A 15,726-nucleotide genomic window follows, 5' to 3' on the forward strand; every position below is an offset into this window, starting at 1 on the left:
ATCGTTTACCACGACAGACGCAAAAAAGGGCGCCGTGCGCCCTTAGTTGGATGTGCCTGGGCCGTTGTTATAGGGCGGAGGCAGCGGGTTCGTAGCTATCCGGGAGATGCTTGATCGCATCGTGGCCGTGCTGTTGGACCTTGTTCTTGTACTTCATGACCTGGCGATCCAGCTTGTCGATCAAGGTATCGATGGCGGCGTACAGGTCTTGCGACAGGCTTTCCACGTAGACGGTCTTGCCTGACATACGCAGGTTGATTTCGGCCTTCTGGCGTTTCTCTTTCTCTTTAAGGTTATCTACAGTCAGGATGACAGCAATATCAATCACTTGATCAAAGTGGCGGGTGACACGCTCCAGCTTGTTCTGCACGTATTCGCGAATAGCTGCAGTCACTTCGAGATGATGTCCACTGATGGTGAGATTCATACACACTCCTAAAGATGATGTCGCTTACGGTTAGTGCGTTGCCCTTTGACGCCGGGCGCGCAGGAACCAAGAAACTACAAAGACTTGCGGAGACTGACTGGCGGGATTTTCAAGGCTTCACGATATTTGGCAACAGTGCGTCGCGCAATCACCATGCCCTGTTCTCCCAGCATGTCCGCAATCTTACTGTCGGATAATGGATTTTTCGGGTCTTCTGCTCCTGTCAATTGCACGATCAAAGCGCGTATCGCCGTCGAACTTGCTTCCCCTCCCGCCTCGGTGGCGACATGGCTACCAAAGAAATATTTCAACTCAAACATGCCGTGCGGGGTCAGCATATATTTTTGGGTTGTTACACGAGAAATAGTACTCTCGTGTAAACCCAGTGTATCAGCAATTTCGCGAAGCACAAGGGGACGCATGGCGACCGCGCCGTGCGAGAAAAAGTTCTTTTGTCTTTCTACTATCGCCTGCGCCACGCGCAGGATGGTGTCGAAACGCTGGCGCATATTCTTGATCAGCCACTTCGCCTCCTGCAGCTGCGCGCCCATCGCGCCCTCGCCTTTTCCCTGCTTGAGCAGGTTGGCGTACATGGCGTTGACGCGCAGGCGCGGCATGACGTCGTTGTTCAGGCTGACCTGCCAACCGGTGCGCGATTTCTTCACGATCACGTCCGGCACCACGTAGTCCGACACGTCCGACGCGAACGCGGAACCGGGATGCGGATTGCACTGGCGGATCACGGTCTGCGCTTCGCGCAGGTCTTCGTCGTCGCACAGCAGCGCTTTTTTCAGCTTGTTGAAATCGCGCTGCGCGAACCAGGTCAGATGGTTTTCGACGATGGCCAGCGCCATGCGCCGCGTCACCATCGGCACGCCCGGCAAGCGCTTGATTTGCAGCGCCAGGCACTCCGACGCGTTGCGTGCGCCGACCCCCATCGGATCAAAGCTCTGCAGCATCGACAAGGCGGTCTGCAATTCGTCGAGGTCCAGCTCCAGCTCTTCCGGCAGGCGCGCCAGGATCTCTTCCAGCGGCTCCTCCAGGTAGCCGTTCTCGTCGAGCGCGTCGATGATCAGCTCGACCAGCGCGCGGTCGCGCATCTCCAGCACCGTGACCCGCATCTGCTCCATCAGGTGCTCGCGCAGCGTGCAGTGGCTGGCCTCCAGCTGCGGACGCGCGTCCTCGTCGTCGGGCGCCTTGCTGCGGCCGGCGTCGCTCCAGTCGACGTCGGCGTCGGCGGTGGTGCTCTCGGTGTCGGCGGCCGGGCCGTCGTAGTTGTCGGCGTCGGCGGCGGGCGCCTCCTGCGATCCGGGCGGACCTTCGGGCGGCGCGTCGCCGACCGGCGCCTGCTGGCTGATGGCGCCGTCGGACAGCAGCCGCAGCGAGTGGTCGAGCGGATCGTCGAGACGCTCCAGCAGCGGGTTGTCGGTCAGCAGCTGTTCGAGTTCCTGGTGCAGCTCCAGCGTCGACAGTTGCAGCAGCCGGATCGACTGCTGCAGCTGGGGCGTCAACGCGAGGTGCTGCGACGTGCGCAGTTGCAAAGACTGTTTCATGGGTTACATACGGAAATGTTCGCCCAGATACACGCGACGCACCGATTCGTTGGCGATGATGTCGTCTGGCCGGCCTGAAGCCAATACCGTGCCCTGGTTGATGATATATGCGCGGTCGCAGATGCCCAGCGTCTCGCGCACATTGTGATCGGTAATGAGGACGCCGATGCTGCGTTCCTTGAGGAAGCGCACGATGCGCTGGATCTCAATCACGGCAATCGGGTCGACCCCGGCGAATGGTTCGTCGAGCAGCACGAAGCGCGGGTTGGTGGCCAGCGCGCGCGCGATCTCGACGCGGCGGCGCTCGCCACCGGACAGCGACAGCGCCTGGTTCTCGCGCAGCTTTTCGATCTGTAGATCGGCCAGCAGGGTATTGAGCCGTTCATCGATGGCGGCCTTGGATAAAGGCTTGCCATCGACTTTTTGAATTTCAAGCACGGCGCGGATGTTGTCCTCCACCGTCAGCTTGCGGAACACCGACGCTTCCTGCGGCAGGTAGGACAAGCCCATCGCCGCGCGGCGGTGGATCGGCAGCGAGGAGATGTCGACGCCGCTGATGTCGATGCTGCCGGCGTCCGACGGCACCAGGCCGACGATCATGTAGAACGAGGTGGTCTTGCCGGCGCCGTTGGGCCCGAGCAGACCGACCACTTCGCCGCACTCCACCTGCAGCGACACGTCGTGCACCACCTGGCGCTTGCCGTAGGTCTTTTGCAGGCCCTTGACGATCAGGGTGCTACCGCAGGATGGCTCCATGCTCATTTCCCCTGCGGCGTGGTCGGCGCCGGCGGCACCGCCAGCTTGCTCGACGGCTGGATCACCATCGTGCTGCGGCCGGCGCCCGGCTTGCTCTCGCCGGTCGGGGTGTTCTTGACCGCGAAGAATTCCTTGCGGCTGTCGTAGGAAATGAATTCGCCGTCGACCTGGCTGCTCGGCTTGCTGCCTTCGAGGCGCTTGATCTGCGCCTTGGCGAACAGCTTGACCAGTTCGGTCTTGCCGTCGTATTCGATGCGGTCGGCCTGGCCCTCGACCCACTGGTCGCCGGCGCCGTCGAGCTTCTGGCGGAAGGTTGCCTGCACGCCGGGCGCGCTGTTGAGCACCACGTACTGGTAGCCTTCCGGATCCTCGGTCACCACCGCCTTCGGCGATTTCATCAGCAGCGTGCCGCGGGTCAGCACCACGTTGCCGGTGAAGGTCTTGATCTGCTTGACGTCGTCGGCGTCGAGCTGGTCGAAGGCGATCTGGGTCGGCTTGCTGGAGTCGGCTTTTTCCGCCTGCGCCCCGCCCGCCACGGTCAGCAGCAAGGCGGCCGACAGGAGTAGTTTGTTCATCGTGATTCCGTTCATGTTTCGTTCCTCAGTGTGCCGCGCGCGGCGGCAGCGTGATCGCTCCGCGTCCGCCCAGTTGCACCTGGCGCGTCGCGTTATTGAATTGCATGCCGGTGCCCTTGGCCAGCGAAGCGCCCAGGCTCAGGTCGACCGGCGCGACGGTTTCCATCCGTTCCTCGTCCGGGAACACGGTCAGCGTGGTGGTGGTCATGCGCATCGCCTGCGCCTTGGCCGTGGCCGGGCGCGTCACGTCCACATTACCATCCAGCTTGACGCGCGTATTGCCCTGGTCGATATGCGCGGTGTCGGCGTGGATGTTGACCGGCGGCTGGTCGCCCGCCAGGCTGTGCACGAAAGGCTTGATGACGTCGGACGAGTCGTCGAGCGGATGGTGGGTCAGCTTGTCGCCGGAAACGATGTAGGCCGGCTGCCCGAGCTTGTTCATGCGCACCAGGCTGAAGCGGTCGATGATGTAATCCGGCTCGTTGCGGAAGCGGTCGGCCTGCGCCGCCTCGCCGGACTGGTTGACCACCTGCACCAGCCAGAAGCTGCCGAGCGCGACAAACACGCCGACCATCATGATCAGCGTCAGTTGCCAGCGGTGTGCGGTTCTTTTACGCATGACTTAACCCCATCAAACCAGGAACTGCGCCATCACGCGCGGGTAGCTGCCCTGCGCGTGCAACAGCAGTTCGCACACTTCGCGCACCGCGCCGCGGCCGCCGTGGGCCACGGTGGTGTGGTGCGCGCGCTCCAGCACTTCGGCGCGGCCGTTCGGCACCGCGACCGCCAGCCCGACCCGGCTCAGGATCGGCAGATCGACCACGTCGTCGCCGATGAAGCCCACCTGCTCCGCCGTCAGCCCGGTCTTTTCCAGCAGCGCGTTGAACGGCGTCAGCTTGTCGTGGCCGCCCTGGTGCACGAAGCTGATGCCGAGGTCGGCGGCGCGCCTGGCCACCTGCGGAGAAATGCGCGCGCTGATGATCGCGGTCAGCACGCCGGATTCCTGCAGCAGCTTGATGCCGAGGCCGTCGTGCACGTTGAAGGTCTTCAGCGCCTCGCCGTCGGCGCCGTAGTGCAGGCTGCCGTCGGTCAGCACGCCGTCGACGTCGAAGATCATCAGCTTGACGCGCGCGGCGCGTTCGATATAGGTCGGCTCGGTCATCACATCACTCATCAGATTACTTTTGCGCGGGTCAGGTCGTGGATGTGCAGCGCGCCGACCAGTTTGCCGTCGGCGCCGGTCACCAGCATCTGGTTGATGCGGAACTGCTCCATCACGGCGACGGCGTCGACCGCCAGTTTTTCCGGCGAGATGCTGCGCGGATTGGCGTGCATCACGTCGCGAATGACGACCTTGCTGAAATCCTGGACCTTCTCGATCATGCGCCGCAGGTCGCCGTCGGTGAAGACGCCGATCGGCTTGTCGTCGGCGTCGACGATGGCGGTCATGCCCATGCCCTTTTGGGTGATTTCCAACAGCGCTTCGGTCAGTTTAACATCGGCGGTCACCTTCGGCACGGCCTCGCCGCTGCGCATCACGTCCTTGACGTGGGTCAGCAGGCGGCGGCCCAGCGCGCCGCCCGGATGCGAGCGGGCGAAGTCTTCCTCCTTGAAGCCGCGCAGGTCCAGCAGCGCCACCGCGAGCGCGTCGCCCAGCGCCAGCGTGACGGTGGTGGAGGTGGTCGGCGCCAGGTTCATCGGGCAGGCTTCCTTGGCCACGGCCACGTTCAGGTGCACGTCGGCGATGCGCGCCAGGCTGGAGCCGGGCTTGCCGGTCATCGCGATGACCTTGCTGCCCATGCGCTTGACCACCGGCAGGATGGTCATCAGCTCGGCGCTTTCGCCGGAATACGAGATGGCGATGAAGGCGTCGTCGGCGGTGACCATGCCGAGGTCGCCGTGGGCCGCCTCGGCCGGATGGACGAACAGCGCCGGCGTGCCGGTCGAGGCCAGCGTGGCGGCGATCTTGCGGGCGATGTGGCCGGACTTGCCGATGCCGGATACCACCACCCGGCCTGTGCAATTGAGCAACAGCGAGATCGCCTGGATCACGCTGTCGTCGTGCTCCAGCCGGGCGTTGAGGGCGTTGATGGCGTCCGCTTCGTTTTGCAGTGTTTCGCGGGCCAGGCGCAGGGCCGTTTTTGCGTCAAAAGCTTTCAGCATTGTTTTTTCATGGGTTACACTCATGCCCAAGTATAGCCGAATTGAGAAAGCAAAAAACTTGCCAGTCACAACATAACGCCCCTCTCGGCCCACAAACAACGAATTAACTCCTTACGGCGATGTTGAGATGACGTTTTCACCACTTGAATTAACCCTGTTGTTGCTGGGCAGCGCGGTGCTGGGCGTGGTCGCTTTCCGCATGATGCACCTGCCGCCGATGCTGGGCTACCTGGCGGTCGGCATCCTGATCGGCCCGCACGCGCTGGGCCTGGCCGAGCAGAGCGAAGCCACCCACGGCCTGGCCGAATTCGGCGTGGTGTTCCTGATGTTTTCCATCGGGCTGGAATTCTCGCTGTCGAAGTTGATGTCGATGCGCGGCATCGTGTTCGGCCTCGGCATGGCGCAGGTAGTGCTCACTATCGTCGCAACGATGATATTCGGCTGGACCATCGCCACCCAGCTGCCGCCCACCCTGCACATCAGCTGGCAGGCCTCGTTCGCGCTCGGCGGCGCGCTGGCGATGTCGTCGACCGCCATCGTGGTCAAGATGCTGACCGAGCGGCTGGAGCTGGAAAGCGAACACGGCCGCAAGATCATCGGCATCCTGCTGTTCCAGGATCTGGCCGTGGTGCCGCTGCTGATCCTGATCCCGTCGCTGGGCCAGCGCCCGGACGCGCTGGCCGAGACGCTGGCCTGGGCCGGCCTGAAGGCGGTGATCGTGCTGGCGCTGCTGCTGTTCTTCGGCCACAAGATCATGCGCACCTGGTTCACCATCGTGGTCAAGCGCCGCTCGCAGGAGCTGTTCATGCTGAACCTGCTGCTGGTGACGCTGGGCGCGGCCTGGATCACCGAGCGCGCCGGCCTGTCGCTGGCCCTGGGCGCCTTCGTGGCCGGCATGCTGATCTCGGAAACCGAATACAAGCACCAGGTGGAGGAGGACATCAAGCCCTTCCGCGACGTGCTGCTGGGCCTGTTCTTCATCACCATCGGCATGCTGCTGAACGTGCGGCTGGTGATGGAAAACTGGTGGCTGGTGCTGCTGCTGCTGTGCGCGCCGGTGCTGCTGAAGTTCGCCATGATCGCCGGCCTGGCCAAGCTGTTCGGCTCGTCGGACGGGGTGTCGATCCGCACCGGCCTGGCGCTGGCGCAGGCCGGCGAATTCGGCTTCGTGCTGTTGAACCTGGCGGCCGGCAGCAACCTGATGGACTCCTTCATCATCCAGGTGGTGCTGGCGTCGATGGTGCTGTCGATGCTGCTGGCGCCGTTCATCATCGCCAAGTCGGACATGATCGTGATGAAGCTGTCCAGCAACGAATGGATGATGCAGTCGCTGGCGCTGACCAAGATCGCCAGCCGCACCATGTCCACCAACAAGCACGTGATCGTGGCCGGCTTCGGCCGCAGCGGGCAGAACCTGGCCACCATGCTGAGCGAGGAAAACATCGACTACCACGCGCTCGACCTGGATCCGGAACGGGTGCAGGAGGCGCAGACCGCCGGCGCCCACGTCTCCTACGGCGACGCGGCGCGGCGCGAAAGCCTGGTCGCGGCCGGCATCTACCGCGCCAGCGCGGTGGTGATCACCTACGCCAGCACGCCGTCGGCGATGAAGGTGCTGCACCTGGTGCACGAGCTGGCGCCGACGCTGCCGGTGATCGTGCGCTCGCACGACGACACCGACCTCGACGCGCTGAAGGCGGCCGGCGCGGCGGAAGTGGTGCCGGAACTGATGGAGGGCAGCCTGATGCTGGCCTCGCACGCGCTGGTGATGCTGGGCGTGCCATTGCGGCGCGTGGTGCACCGGGTGCAGGCGGCGCGCGAGGAACGCTACGCGTCGCTGCGCGGCTACTTCCACGGCGCCAGCGACGTCGGCGAGGACGCCGACCTGGAACGGCTGCACTCGGTCACGCTGAACGGCGGCGCTGCCTGCGTCGGCAAGATGCTGGGCGAGTTCGACGTCGGCGGCACCGGCGCCCAGGTGACCAGCATCCGCCGCGGCAAGACCCGGCTGGACGCGACCAAGGATACGACGCTGGAGGCCGGCGACGTGCTGGTGCTGCGCGGCGTGGCCGACGCCGTCAACCGCGCCGAGCACCTGCTGCTGCGTTAGGCCGCCTTGCCGGAGACGCTGACCACGCGGTTGCGGCCGGATTCCTTGGCCTCGTACAGCAGCTCGTCGGCGCGCGCGATCCAGGCGCGGGCGATGACCTCGGCATCGCCCTCGGCCTCGCCGGGATTGAGGCAGGCGACGCCGATCGACACCGTCACCGACAGTTGCAACTCGGGCGACAGCGTGATCATGTTGCCGGCCACGCTGGCGCGGATGCGCTCGGCGACGAAGGCCGCGCTGTCGAGGTTGGCGTCGATCAGCAGCACCACGAATTCCTCGCCGCCGAAGCGCGCCAGCGCGTCCGAGGCGCGCAGCTCGTTCTTGATGCGGCCGGCCACTTCGCGCAGCACCTCGTCGCCGCCGCCATGCCCGACCGTATCGTTGACCCGCTTGAAGTGGTCGATGTCGATGTACATGAAGGAAATCGGATACGACTGGCGCCGCGCCCGCGCGATCTCTTCCAGCAGGCGGCGGTCGATGTAGCGGCGGTTGTAGACGCCGGTCAGCGAATCGGTCAGCCCGATGTACTTGAGCATCTCGTTGCTGATGACGTTTTCCAGGCAGATCGCGATGATCGACGCCATGTGCTCGATGAAGTCGGTGCCCAGGCTGGGCGTGAAGCGGGTCGGGTCGCAACTGCCGAGATTGAGGCTGCCGATGATGCGCCGGTTGCGCAGCAGCGGCACCAGCGCCACGCTCTGCAGCCCGGCCGGCGCGTTCGGGAACGGCCGCGCGTGGCGCAGCGGATCGTACATGCCCAGCAACGGCTTCGGCGCCGCCGAGTAGGCGTTGCGGCGGCCCAGGTCGAAGCCCAGCGCGTCCAGGTCCTCGGCGAAGATCAGATCGGGAAAGTCTTCAAACACCACATCCAGCTTGGCCATCACGTGGCGGATGTCGGCGTCCTCGTCGATCAGCGTCAGCGTCACGCTGTCGAGTTCCGAGATGATGGGCAGCACGCGGAAGATGGTGCCGACCAGCTCGGGGAAATTGCCGGCGCCGACGATGTCCAGGTCGAAGGCCTGGTGGCGGGTCATGATCGAATGGTTGCGTTCCGCCTGCTCCAGCAGGTAGGCCATGCGCGCACGCAGGGCCTGGTTCTCGGCCGCGAGATCGAGCGCCTGCGCGGCGTGGTCGGTCTGCGGCGGTAACTTGCCTGTTGCCGTGTACGTCATATCTGCCCTTCACCTGATGTCGTGCGTATTGCCCACATTACGCCAAGCGGGCTTAAAACGCCAGCGTCACGACGATTTCCTGGCCGACGCGCACGCGCTGGCCGTCGCCGGCGATCAGGATGTTGTTCATGCCGAAACACAGGGCGCCGTCGAGTTCCGGCTTGGCGCGGTAGCTTTGCATGATGTCGAGCGGGTCGGGACCGAACTCGCCGGTGGCCTGGTTGACCGACGGCATCGGGCAACGCGGGCACGGCTTGACCGGCTTCAGCGTGACCGCGCCGATCTCGAACGATTCGGCGTAGTCTTCCTCGAAGGCTTCGATGCCGGAGATCACCAGGTTGGGACGGAAGCGGTTCATCGGCAGCGCCTCGCGGCCGGCGGCGCGCAGCTTGGCGTTCAGGTCGTCCAGCGAGGCGGTGCCGGCCACCAGGATGGGGTAGCCGTCGGAGAACATGGTGGTGGCGGCCACGCCGTCGGTCCACTTGGTGCTGACCGCGCGTTCGGCCTTGGCGTGGAAGCGCGCCAGCCGGCACGGCACGCCGATGGCCCTGGTGAACCATTCGGCGGTCAGGTCGTCGCAGTCGTAGGCCAGCACCGTGTCGTCCCAGACTTGGGTGGTCAGGGTCGGGGCGTGGTCGGGATCGGGCAGGCCGAGCGGGATTTCCAGGCGCAGCATGCCGGGCGCGCGCAGTTCCAGCGTATCGGATTTCAGGGTCGGGGTGATCAGCGCCATGCGCGGATGCTCGCGCTGGGTCAGGCAGGCGCCGGAAGCGTCGACCACCATCCATTCGCGGTCGTAGATTTGCGCGGTCATCAGGCCGGTGACGGTCACCGTGGCTTCCTGCAGCGACATGCCGCCGCAGGATTTGATCGGATACAGCGTGATATCGGACAGGATAGGCATGGCGCGGCGGGTTGGTCAGATGAGAACATGACAATTATACGATCTGACGCCCGCCGGCGCTGCGGCTTATTCCGCCGCTTTGGCGGCCTTGGCCGGACGCGGCGTACGCGCGGCCGGCTTGGCGCCGGCTTTGCCGCTTGTTTTGCCGGCTGGCTTGCCGGCGGATTTTTCCGCCGCCGTTTTCGCGGCCGCGTGGTTCCCAGCATTGTCGCCCGCGTTGTCCGCCGCGTTGTCCGCCGAATTGCCGGCGGCGCTGTCGGCAGCGGTGCCGGCGGCTTTCGCGGCGGCCTTCGGCTTGGCCGGACGGGCCGGCTTGGCAGCCTTGGCCTTGGCCGGCTTGGCATCGGCGGCGAGCGACGCGTCCGCTGGCGTCGGAGCAGCGGCCGGGGGTGGCGAGCCCGCCGCCGCTGGCGCCGCGTCGGCCGCCACTGGTGCCGGCGTGGCACGCGGCGACTCCACCGGCGCAAGGGCTGGCGCCGATGCGCCGGCGCCGTTCACGGCATCGGCGGCGACCGCGCCACCTTTGGCGTTGCGTCCATCGCCCTTGCCCTTGGCGGCGGTTTTCAGCTTGCGTGCAGGCGGCTTGGCGCCGCTTTTCTTCTTGGCCGGCACAGGCGCGGCTTCAACCACCGGCAACTCCACCGCCGCTTCCAGCACCACAGGCACATCGAAGGCATCCTCGGCCGCCGCGTGCGATTGCTGCTCGCCCCGCTGCTGCTCGCCCTGCTGCTTGCGGCCACCGCGATTGCCGCGACCACGGCCACGGCCGCGATCCGCATCGCCGTGCGCGCCATCCTGCTGCGCCACCGGCGCCGACTCGACCGGCGCCGCATCGACCTGCTGCTCCGCATCGCCGTCGGCCATGCTTTCCTGCTGCTCCACATCGTGCGACGACGCCGGCTGCGCACCCTGGCGCGCCAGACGCTCCGCCTGACGCTCGGCGAACCGCTCGGCGGCGGTGCGGCCACGGCCACGGCTGCGGCGCGATTCCTGCTGACGCGCTTCCTGGCCTTCGCCCGCTGCCGCATCGTTGTCGGCGGCCTGCGCTTCGGCGCCGCCCGGCAAGGCCGACGGCACGCCGCTGCCGCGATACACATAGGCGCCGGATTTCTCATCGCGGCCGAATTCCAGATGGCCGCGCGCCTTGCACTCCTCGATCAGGTTGCCGAAGGTGCGGAAGCCATAGTAGGACTCGCTGAAGTCCGGCTTGCGGCGCTTGATCGCCTCCTTCAAGACCGAAGCCCAGATCTTGCCGCTGTCGCCGCGCTCCGAGACCAGCGCCTCAAAGGTGTTGACGGCGATTTCCACCGCCTGGCTGCGGCGCTTGTCCATCTCGTCGCGGCGTGCGCGTTCCTCTTCCGGCGAACGCTTGACGGCCGGCTTGGTCTCGGTGCTGGACTCGCGCTTGGCGCGGCGGCTCTCGCGCACCAGGTCGTCGTAGAAAATGAACTCATCGCAGTTGGCCACCAGCAGATCGGAGGTCGACTGCTTGACGCCGACGCCGATCACCTTCTTGGCGTTCTCGCGCAGCTTGGACACCAGCGGCGAAAAGTCCGAATCGCCGGAAATGATGACGAAGGTGTCGACGTGCGACTTGGTGTAGCAGAGATCCAGCGCATCGACGACCATGCGGATGTCGGCCGAGTTCTTGCCCGACTGGCGCACGTGCGGGATTTCGATCAGCTCGAAATTCGCCTCGTGCATCGGCGCCTTGAAGGCCTTGTAACGGTCCCAGTCGCAATACGCCTTCTTGACCACGATGCTGCCCTTGAGCAGCAGACGCTCCAGCACCGGCTTGATGTCGAACTTGTCGTAATTGGCGTCGCGCACACCGAGCGCGACGTTTTCGAAATCGCAGAACAGCGCCATGCTGACGTTATCGTTGGAAGATGCCATGAGGAATATTTTTCTAGTGATGAGTGAGGCGGGTGAGGAAGGCGGACGCGGCGGTCCGTCGATCGGGCAATCCGACGATTATACCCAACAACGGCCCATGCACGGCTAACGACACAGCTTGCGTTGCGCATCGGTCGCGGCGGCCAGGCGCGGCTTGACCAATTTGCAGGTGCCCATCAGCTCCTGCCAGGGGCGGTCGGCGAGCAGCGCGTCGACCTGCTGATTGAGGTAAGCCAGCAGCTCCGGCTGGTCCGGCGCGGTGAAGAACGCCCGCTCGAAGATGGTGCGCGGCTTGGCCGACAGGTGGATCCAGTCGTCGAGATCGGGAAATTGCTGGCGGAAAAAGGGAAACGAACTGGCCTGGAGGAAGGCCACCGGCACGCGGCGCTGCCTGAGCTTGAGCAGGGTGCGGGCCTCGCTGTCGGCGTCGTCGCGCAGCAGCTCGGCGGAATCCTTGTAGTGGTAGCCCTGCACGCTGCCGATGCGCAGGCCCTGCAGCGACTGGTCGTCCTCATACTCGACCGGCGCGCTGCGCAGCGAGGCGACCATGTTGGCGTCGATCATGTAGGGCCGGCTCCAGTTCTGGCGCGGCTGGCCGGTTTCCTCGAACCAGCGCGGATTGGCCCACGCCACCACGCCGTGCCAATGCGGCTGGCGGATCATCAACTGCAGGCGGCGGCGCGGAATCTGGGTCGGCACGAACTGATAGCGGCCGTTGGCGCGCTGGGTCAGCCAGACGGCCAGCTTGTCGGTCAGGCTCTGCGGGCCGCCCGCCGCGAACAAGGGATCCTGGTAGTAGACGTAGAGCGGGATGATGTCGGCGGCCAGCACCGCCGGCGCGGCCGGCAGCAGCGCCAGGATCAGCCAGATACTCTTCGTCAGGAAGGCCTTCATGCCAATATACTATCAGCTATCCGCCTGGCGCCGGCCAAAAAAAAACCTGTTTCTACTGGAGAAACAGGCTCGGACGCGATGGCGCTGACTTAAACGTTGAACAGGAAGTTCAACACATCGCCATCCTTGACGATGTATTCCTTGCCCTCGGCGCGCATCTTGCCCGCTTCCTTGGCGCCGCCCTCACCCTTGTACTGGATGTAGTCGTCGTAGGCGATGGTTTGCGCGCGGATGAAGCCGCGTTCGAAGTCGGTGTGGATCACGCCGGCCGCTTGCGGCGCGGTGTCGCCGACGTGGATGGTCCAGGCGCGCACTTCCTTCACGCCGGCGGTGAAGTAGGTTTGCAGGCCCAGCAGTTTGTAGGCGGCGCGGATCAGACGGTCCAGGCCCGGCTCCTGCATGCCCATGTCGTTCAGGAATTCGGTCTTGTCGGCGTCGTCCAGATCGGCGATTTCCGCTTCGATCGAGGCGCAGATGGCGACGATCGGCGCGTTCTGGGTGGCGGCGTAGGCGGTCAGCTGGTCCAGCAGCGGGTTGTTGGTGAAGCCGGTGTCGGACACGTTGGCGACGTACATGGCCGGCTTGGCGGTGATCAGGCACAGCGGCTTGATCAGGGCCATTTCGTCGGCGTCCAGGCCCATGGCGCGCACCGGCTTGGCTTCGTTCAGGTGCGGCACGATGCGCTCCATGATGGCGACCAGCTTGGCGGCGTCCTTGTCGCCGGAACGGGCTTTCTTGTTTTCGCGGTGGATGGCTTTTTCCACGGTGCCCAGGTCGGCCAGCGCCAGCTCGGTCTGGATCACTTCGATATCGTCCAGCGGGCTGACCTTGCCGGAGACGTGGATCACGTTGTCGTCCTCGAAGCAGCGCACCACGTTGACGATGGCGTCGGTTTCGCGGATGTGCGACAGGAACTGGTTGCCCAGGCCCTCGCCCTGCGACGCGCCGGCGACCAGGCCGGCGATGTCGACGAATTCGACGATGGCGTTGACCATGCGCTCAGGCTTGACGATGGCGGCCAGCGCGCCCATGCGCGGATCCGGCACTTCGACCACGCCGACGTTGGGCTCGATGGTGCAGAACGGATAGTTCTCGGCCGGAATGCCGGCCTTGGTCAGGGCGTTGAACAGGGTGGACTTGCCGACGTTGGGCAAGCCGACGATGCCGCATTGGAGACTCATGAAAAACCTTTAATTATCAATATGGCCGGCAAGCGGCTTGGATGTTCGTGCTGTTTACAGCGTTCAAGGGTCCATTGTACCTCCCTTGCTGCCACTCTTCAAAAAACACCGACATGACGCCGGTCCGGGCCACCGCTTTATTTCTCTGGTGCTATGAGTGACTTGTTTAGTGCTAGACTGATTTGCTGTAGCGCTCGAACAACCTATCAGCCTGGGAAACCCTTATGCCATTGTCTCGTTGCCGCGGTTCGCTGCGGACCTCCATCCTGATCACCAGCCTGCTGCTGGCCGGCGTCGCCACCTTGCCGGCGCAAGCGGCGCCCACCGCCGCCGCGCAAGCGAGCAAGGCCCAGGTGCAGCTGGCGAAAATCGCCGCCGCCTTCCACACCGCCCGCTGCAAATTCGATCCGCTGCTGTTCGCCACCGCCAACGGCGACAGCCGCTACAACGACCAGCTCGGCCTGGCGATTTCGCCCAAGGTGCGCGCGCAGCAGTTCACGCTGTACCGCCAGATGCAGAAGCAGCTGATGGCGGTGCGCCGCGGCCAGCTGGGCGACCAGGATCAGCTGACCTACGACCTGCTGACCTACGAGCTCAACAACGCGATGCAGATGGAGTCCTTCCCCGACCACCTGCTGCCGATCAACCAGATGGACAACGTGCCGAGCACCATCGCCAACTACGCCGACGGCACCGGCTCGCAGCCGCTGGGCACGGTCAAGCAATACCAGGACTACCTGAGCCGGCTGAACCAGCTGCCGGCGTGGATCGACCAGGCCATCGCCAACATGAAGCAAGGCATGCGCAGCGGCGTGGTGCATCCGAAGGCGATCACCATCGCGATGCTGCCGCAGCTGCAGAACCTGCGCAGCGCCACGCCGGAAGCGAGCGTGTTCTACTCGCCGGTGAAGCGCTTCCCGGACGCCTTCTCCGCCGCCGACAAGCAAAAGCTCGCCGCCGCCTATCTGAAGGTGGTCGACGGCAAGATCGCGCCGGCGCTGAACCGGCTGGTCGGCTTCCTGGAGAACGAATACCTGCCGGCCGGGCGCACCAGCACCGGCCTGGGCGCGCTGCCGAACGGCGCCGCCTGGTACGCGGCCCACATCAAGGACAGCACCAACCTGCCGCTGTCGCCGGAAGAGGTGCACGCGCTGGGCCTGAAGGAAGTGGCGCGCATCCAGCAACAGATGGCCGCGCTGGCGCCCAAGCTGGGCTATGACGGCCCGGAGAAGCAGCTGCCGCAATGGGTCGGCGCGCAGACCAAGTACAACATCTTCACCACCGACCAGCAGGTGCTGGACGCCTACCGCGCCATCTACGCCCAGGTGCAGGCCAAGCTGCCGACGTATTTCAGCCTGATCCCGAAAGCCAAACTGGAGCTGCAACTGGAGCCGGAACTGACGCGCGCCACGGCGTCTGACCACTACACGCCGTCGGCGGCGGACGGCTCGCATCCGGGCGTGTTCTGGCCGGTGGTCAACGATCCGAAGAAATACAGCCGGGTCGACATGGTCAGCCTGTTCCTGCACGAAGGCATCCCGGGCCATCACCTGCACGCCGCGCTGCTGAAGGAGCTGCCGTTGCCGGACTTCCGCAAGTTCAGCACCGAGAACCCGAACAGCGCGGCCTACACCGAAGGCTGGGCCTTGTATTCGGAAACGCTGGGCAAGGAGCTGGGGCTGTATGAGGATCCGGTCGCCTACTACGGCCACCTCAACGCCGAGATGCTGCGCGCCGCGCGGCTGGTGGTGGACACCGGCATGCACGCCAAAGGGTGGACCCGCGAGCAGGCGATCGCCTACCTGGTGGACACGCTGGGCTGGAGCGAGCCGCGCGCGCGCAACCAGATCGAGCGCTACATGGTGTTGCCGGCGCAGGCGCTGAGCTACAAGATCGGATCGCTGAAGATCCTGGAACTGCGCGCCCGGGCGCAGCAGGCGCTGGGCGACAAGTTCAGCTACCCGAAATTCCACGAAGTGGTGATCGGCGACGGCACGCTGCCGATGCCGATCCTGGAAGCGCGCGTCGACCGCTGGATCGCCGCCAACAAATAAACTTCCGGTGTCAGTGCCGACATTCGGACACGTGCTCTACC

At 65.0% G+C, this 15,726-nt stretch carries 14 protein-coding genes; 2 read left to right on the forward strand and 12 right to left on the reverse strand.

Annotated features, from left to right (window positions below; genetic code table 11):
• Positions 1-67: 67 nt before the first annotated feature.
• The 7 genes from hpf to GW587_RS01460 all read right to left on the reverse strand — a co-directional run bounded on the left by hpf (position 68) and on the right by GW587_RS01460 (position 5,474).
• Complete coding sequence (gene hpf / locus GW587_RS01430) at positions 68-427, reverse strand: ribosome hibernation-promoting factor, HPF/YfiA family (protein WP_166097693.1); 360 nt, start codon at positions 425-427, stop codon at positions 68-70.
• A 74-nt stretch (positions 428-501) separates the two neighbouring features.
• A complete protein-coding gene (locus GW587_RS01435) occupies positions 502-1,980 on the reverse strand; it encodes an RNA polymerase factor sigma-54 (protein WP_166097696.1) in 1,479 nt (492 codons plus the stop codon).
• Between the two features lie 3 nt (positions 1,981-1,983).
• The gene (gene lptB / locus GW587_RS01440) at positions 1,984-2,736 is read right to left on the reverse strand and encodes an LPS export ABC transporter ATP-binding protein (protein ID WP_166097698.1); all 753 of its coding nucleotides are present in this window, start codon (positions 2,734-2,736) and stop codon (positions 1,984-1,986) included.
• Positions 2,737-2,738: 2 nt separating this feature from the next.
• Positions 2,739-3,311, reverse strand: a complete 573-nt coding sequence (lptA, locus tag GW587_RS01445; protein ID WP_166097700.1) for a lipopolysaccharide transport periplasmic protein LptA — start codon at positions 3,309-3,311, stop codon at positions 2,739-2,741.
• 25 nt (positions 3,312-3,336) lie between these two features.
• Positions 3,337-3,930: an LPS export ABC transporter periplasmic protein LptC gene (gene lptC / locus GW587_RS01450; RefSeq protein WP_166097702.1), complete on the reverse strand. Its 594-nt coding sequence runs from the start codon at positions 3,928-3,930 to the stop codon at positions 3,337-3,339.
• A 12-nt stretch (positions 3,931-3,942) separates the two neighbouring features.
• Positions 3,943-4,473 carry a KdsC family phosphatase gene (locus tag GW587_RS01455; RefSeq protein WP_166099043.1) on the reverse strand — a complete coding sequence of 177 codons (531 nt, stop codon included), beginning with the start codon at positions 4,471-4,473 and terminating at the stop codon, positions 3,943-3,945.
• Between the two features lie 11 nt (positions 4,474-4,484).
• Positions 4,485-5,474, reverse strand: a complete 990-nt coding sequence (locus GW587_RS01460) for a KpsF/GutQ family sugar-phosphate isomerase (protein ID WP_166097705.1) — start codon at positions 5,472-5,474, stop codon at positions 4,485-4,487.
• Positions 5,475-5,601: 127 nt separating this feature from the next.
• Between GW587_RS01460 and GW587_RS01465 the strand changes: the two genes are divergently transcribed.
• Entirely contained in the window at positions 5,602-7,584 is a 1,983-nt protein-coding gene (locus tag GW587_RS01465; protein WP_166097709.1) for a monovalent cation:proton antiporter family protein, read from the forward strand.
• Here GW587_RS01465 and GW587_RS01470 read toward each other — a convergent pair.
• The 5 genes from GW587_RS01470 to ychF all read right to left on the reverse strand — a co-directional run bounded on the left by GW587_RS01470 (position 7,581) and on the right by ychF (position 13,631).
• Entirely contained in the window at positions 7,581-8,756 is a 1,176-nt protein-coding gene (locus GW587_RS01470; RefSeq protein ID WP_166097711.1) for a GGDEF domain-containing protein, read from the reverse strand. The two genes, GW587_RS01465 and GW587_RS01470, sit on opposite strands and share 4 nt — an antisense overlap.
• 52 nt (positions 8,757-8,808) lie before the next feature.
• Positions 8,809-9,660 carry an MOSC domain-containing protein gene (locus tag GW587_RS01475; protein WP_166097714.1) on the reverse strand — a complete coding sequence of 284 codons (852 nt, stop codon included), beginning with the start codon at positions 9,658-9,660 and terminating at the stop codon, positions 8,809-8,811.
• 66 nt (positions 9,661-9,726) lie between these two features.
• A complete protein-coding gene (locus GW587_RS01480) occupies positions 9,727-11,556 on the reverse strand; it encodes an NYN domain-containing protein (RefSeq protein ID WP_166097716.1) in 1,830 nt (609 codons plus the stop codon).
• 105 nt (positions 11,557-11,661) lie between these two features.
• Positions 11,662-12,450, reverse strand: a complete 789-nt coding sequence (locus GW587_RS01485) for a substrate-binding periplasmic protein (protein WP_166097718.1) — start codon at positions 12,448-12,450, stop codon at positions 11,662-11,664.
• Positions 12,451-12,539: 89 nt separating this feature from the next.
• Positions 12,540-13,631, reverse strand: a complete 1,092-nt coding sequence (gene ychF / locus GW587_RS01490; protein WP_166097720.1) for a redox-regulated ATPase YchF — start codon at positions 13,629-13,631, stop codon at positions 12,540-12,542.
• 224 nt (positions 13,632-13,855) lie between these two features.
• Here ychF and GW587_RS01495 point away from each other — a divergent pair, with 224 nt between their 5' ends.
• Positions 13,856-15,685: a DUF885 domain-containing protein gene (locus GW587_RS01495; protein WP_166097722.1), complete on the forward strand. Its 1,830-nt coding sequence runs from the start codon at positions 13,856-13,858 to the stop codon at positions 15,683-15,685.
• Positions 15,686-15,726 lie beyond the last annotated feature (41 nt).

The sequence above is a fragment of the Duganella aceris genome, assembly GCF_011090165.1.
GTDB lineage: Bacteria > Pseudomonadota > Gammaproteobacteria > Burkholderiales > Burkholderiaceae_D > Rugamonas > Rugamonas aceris.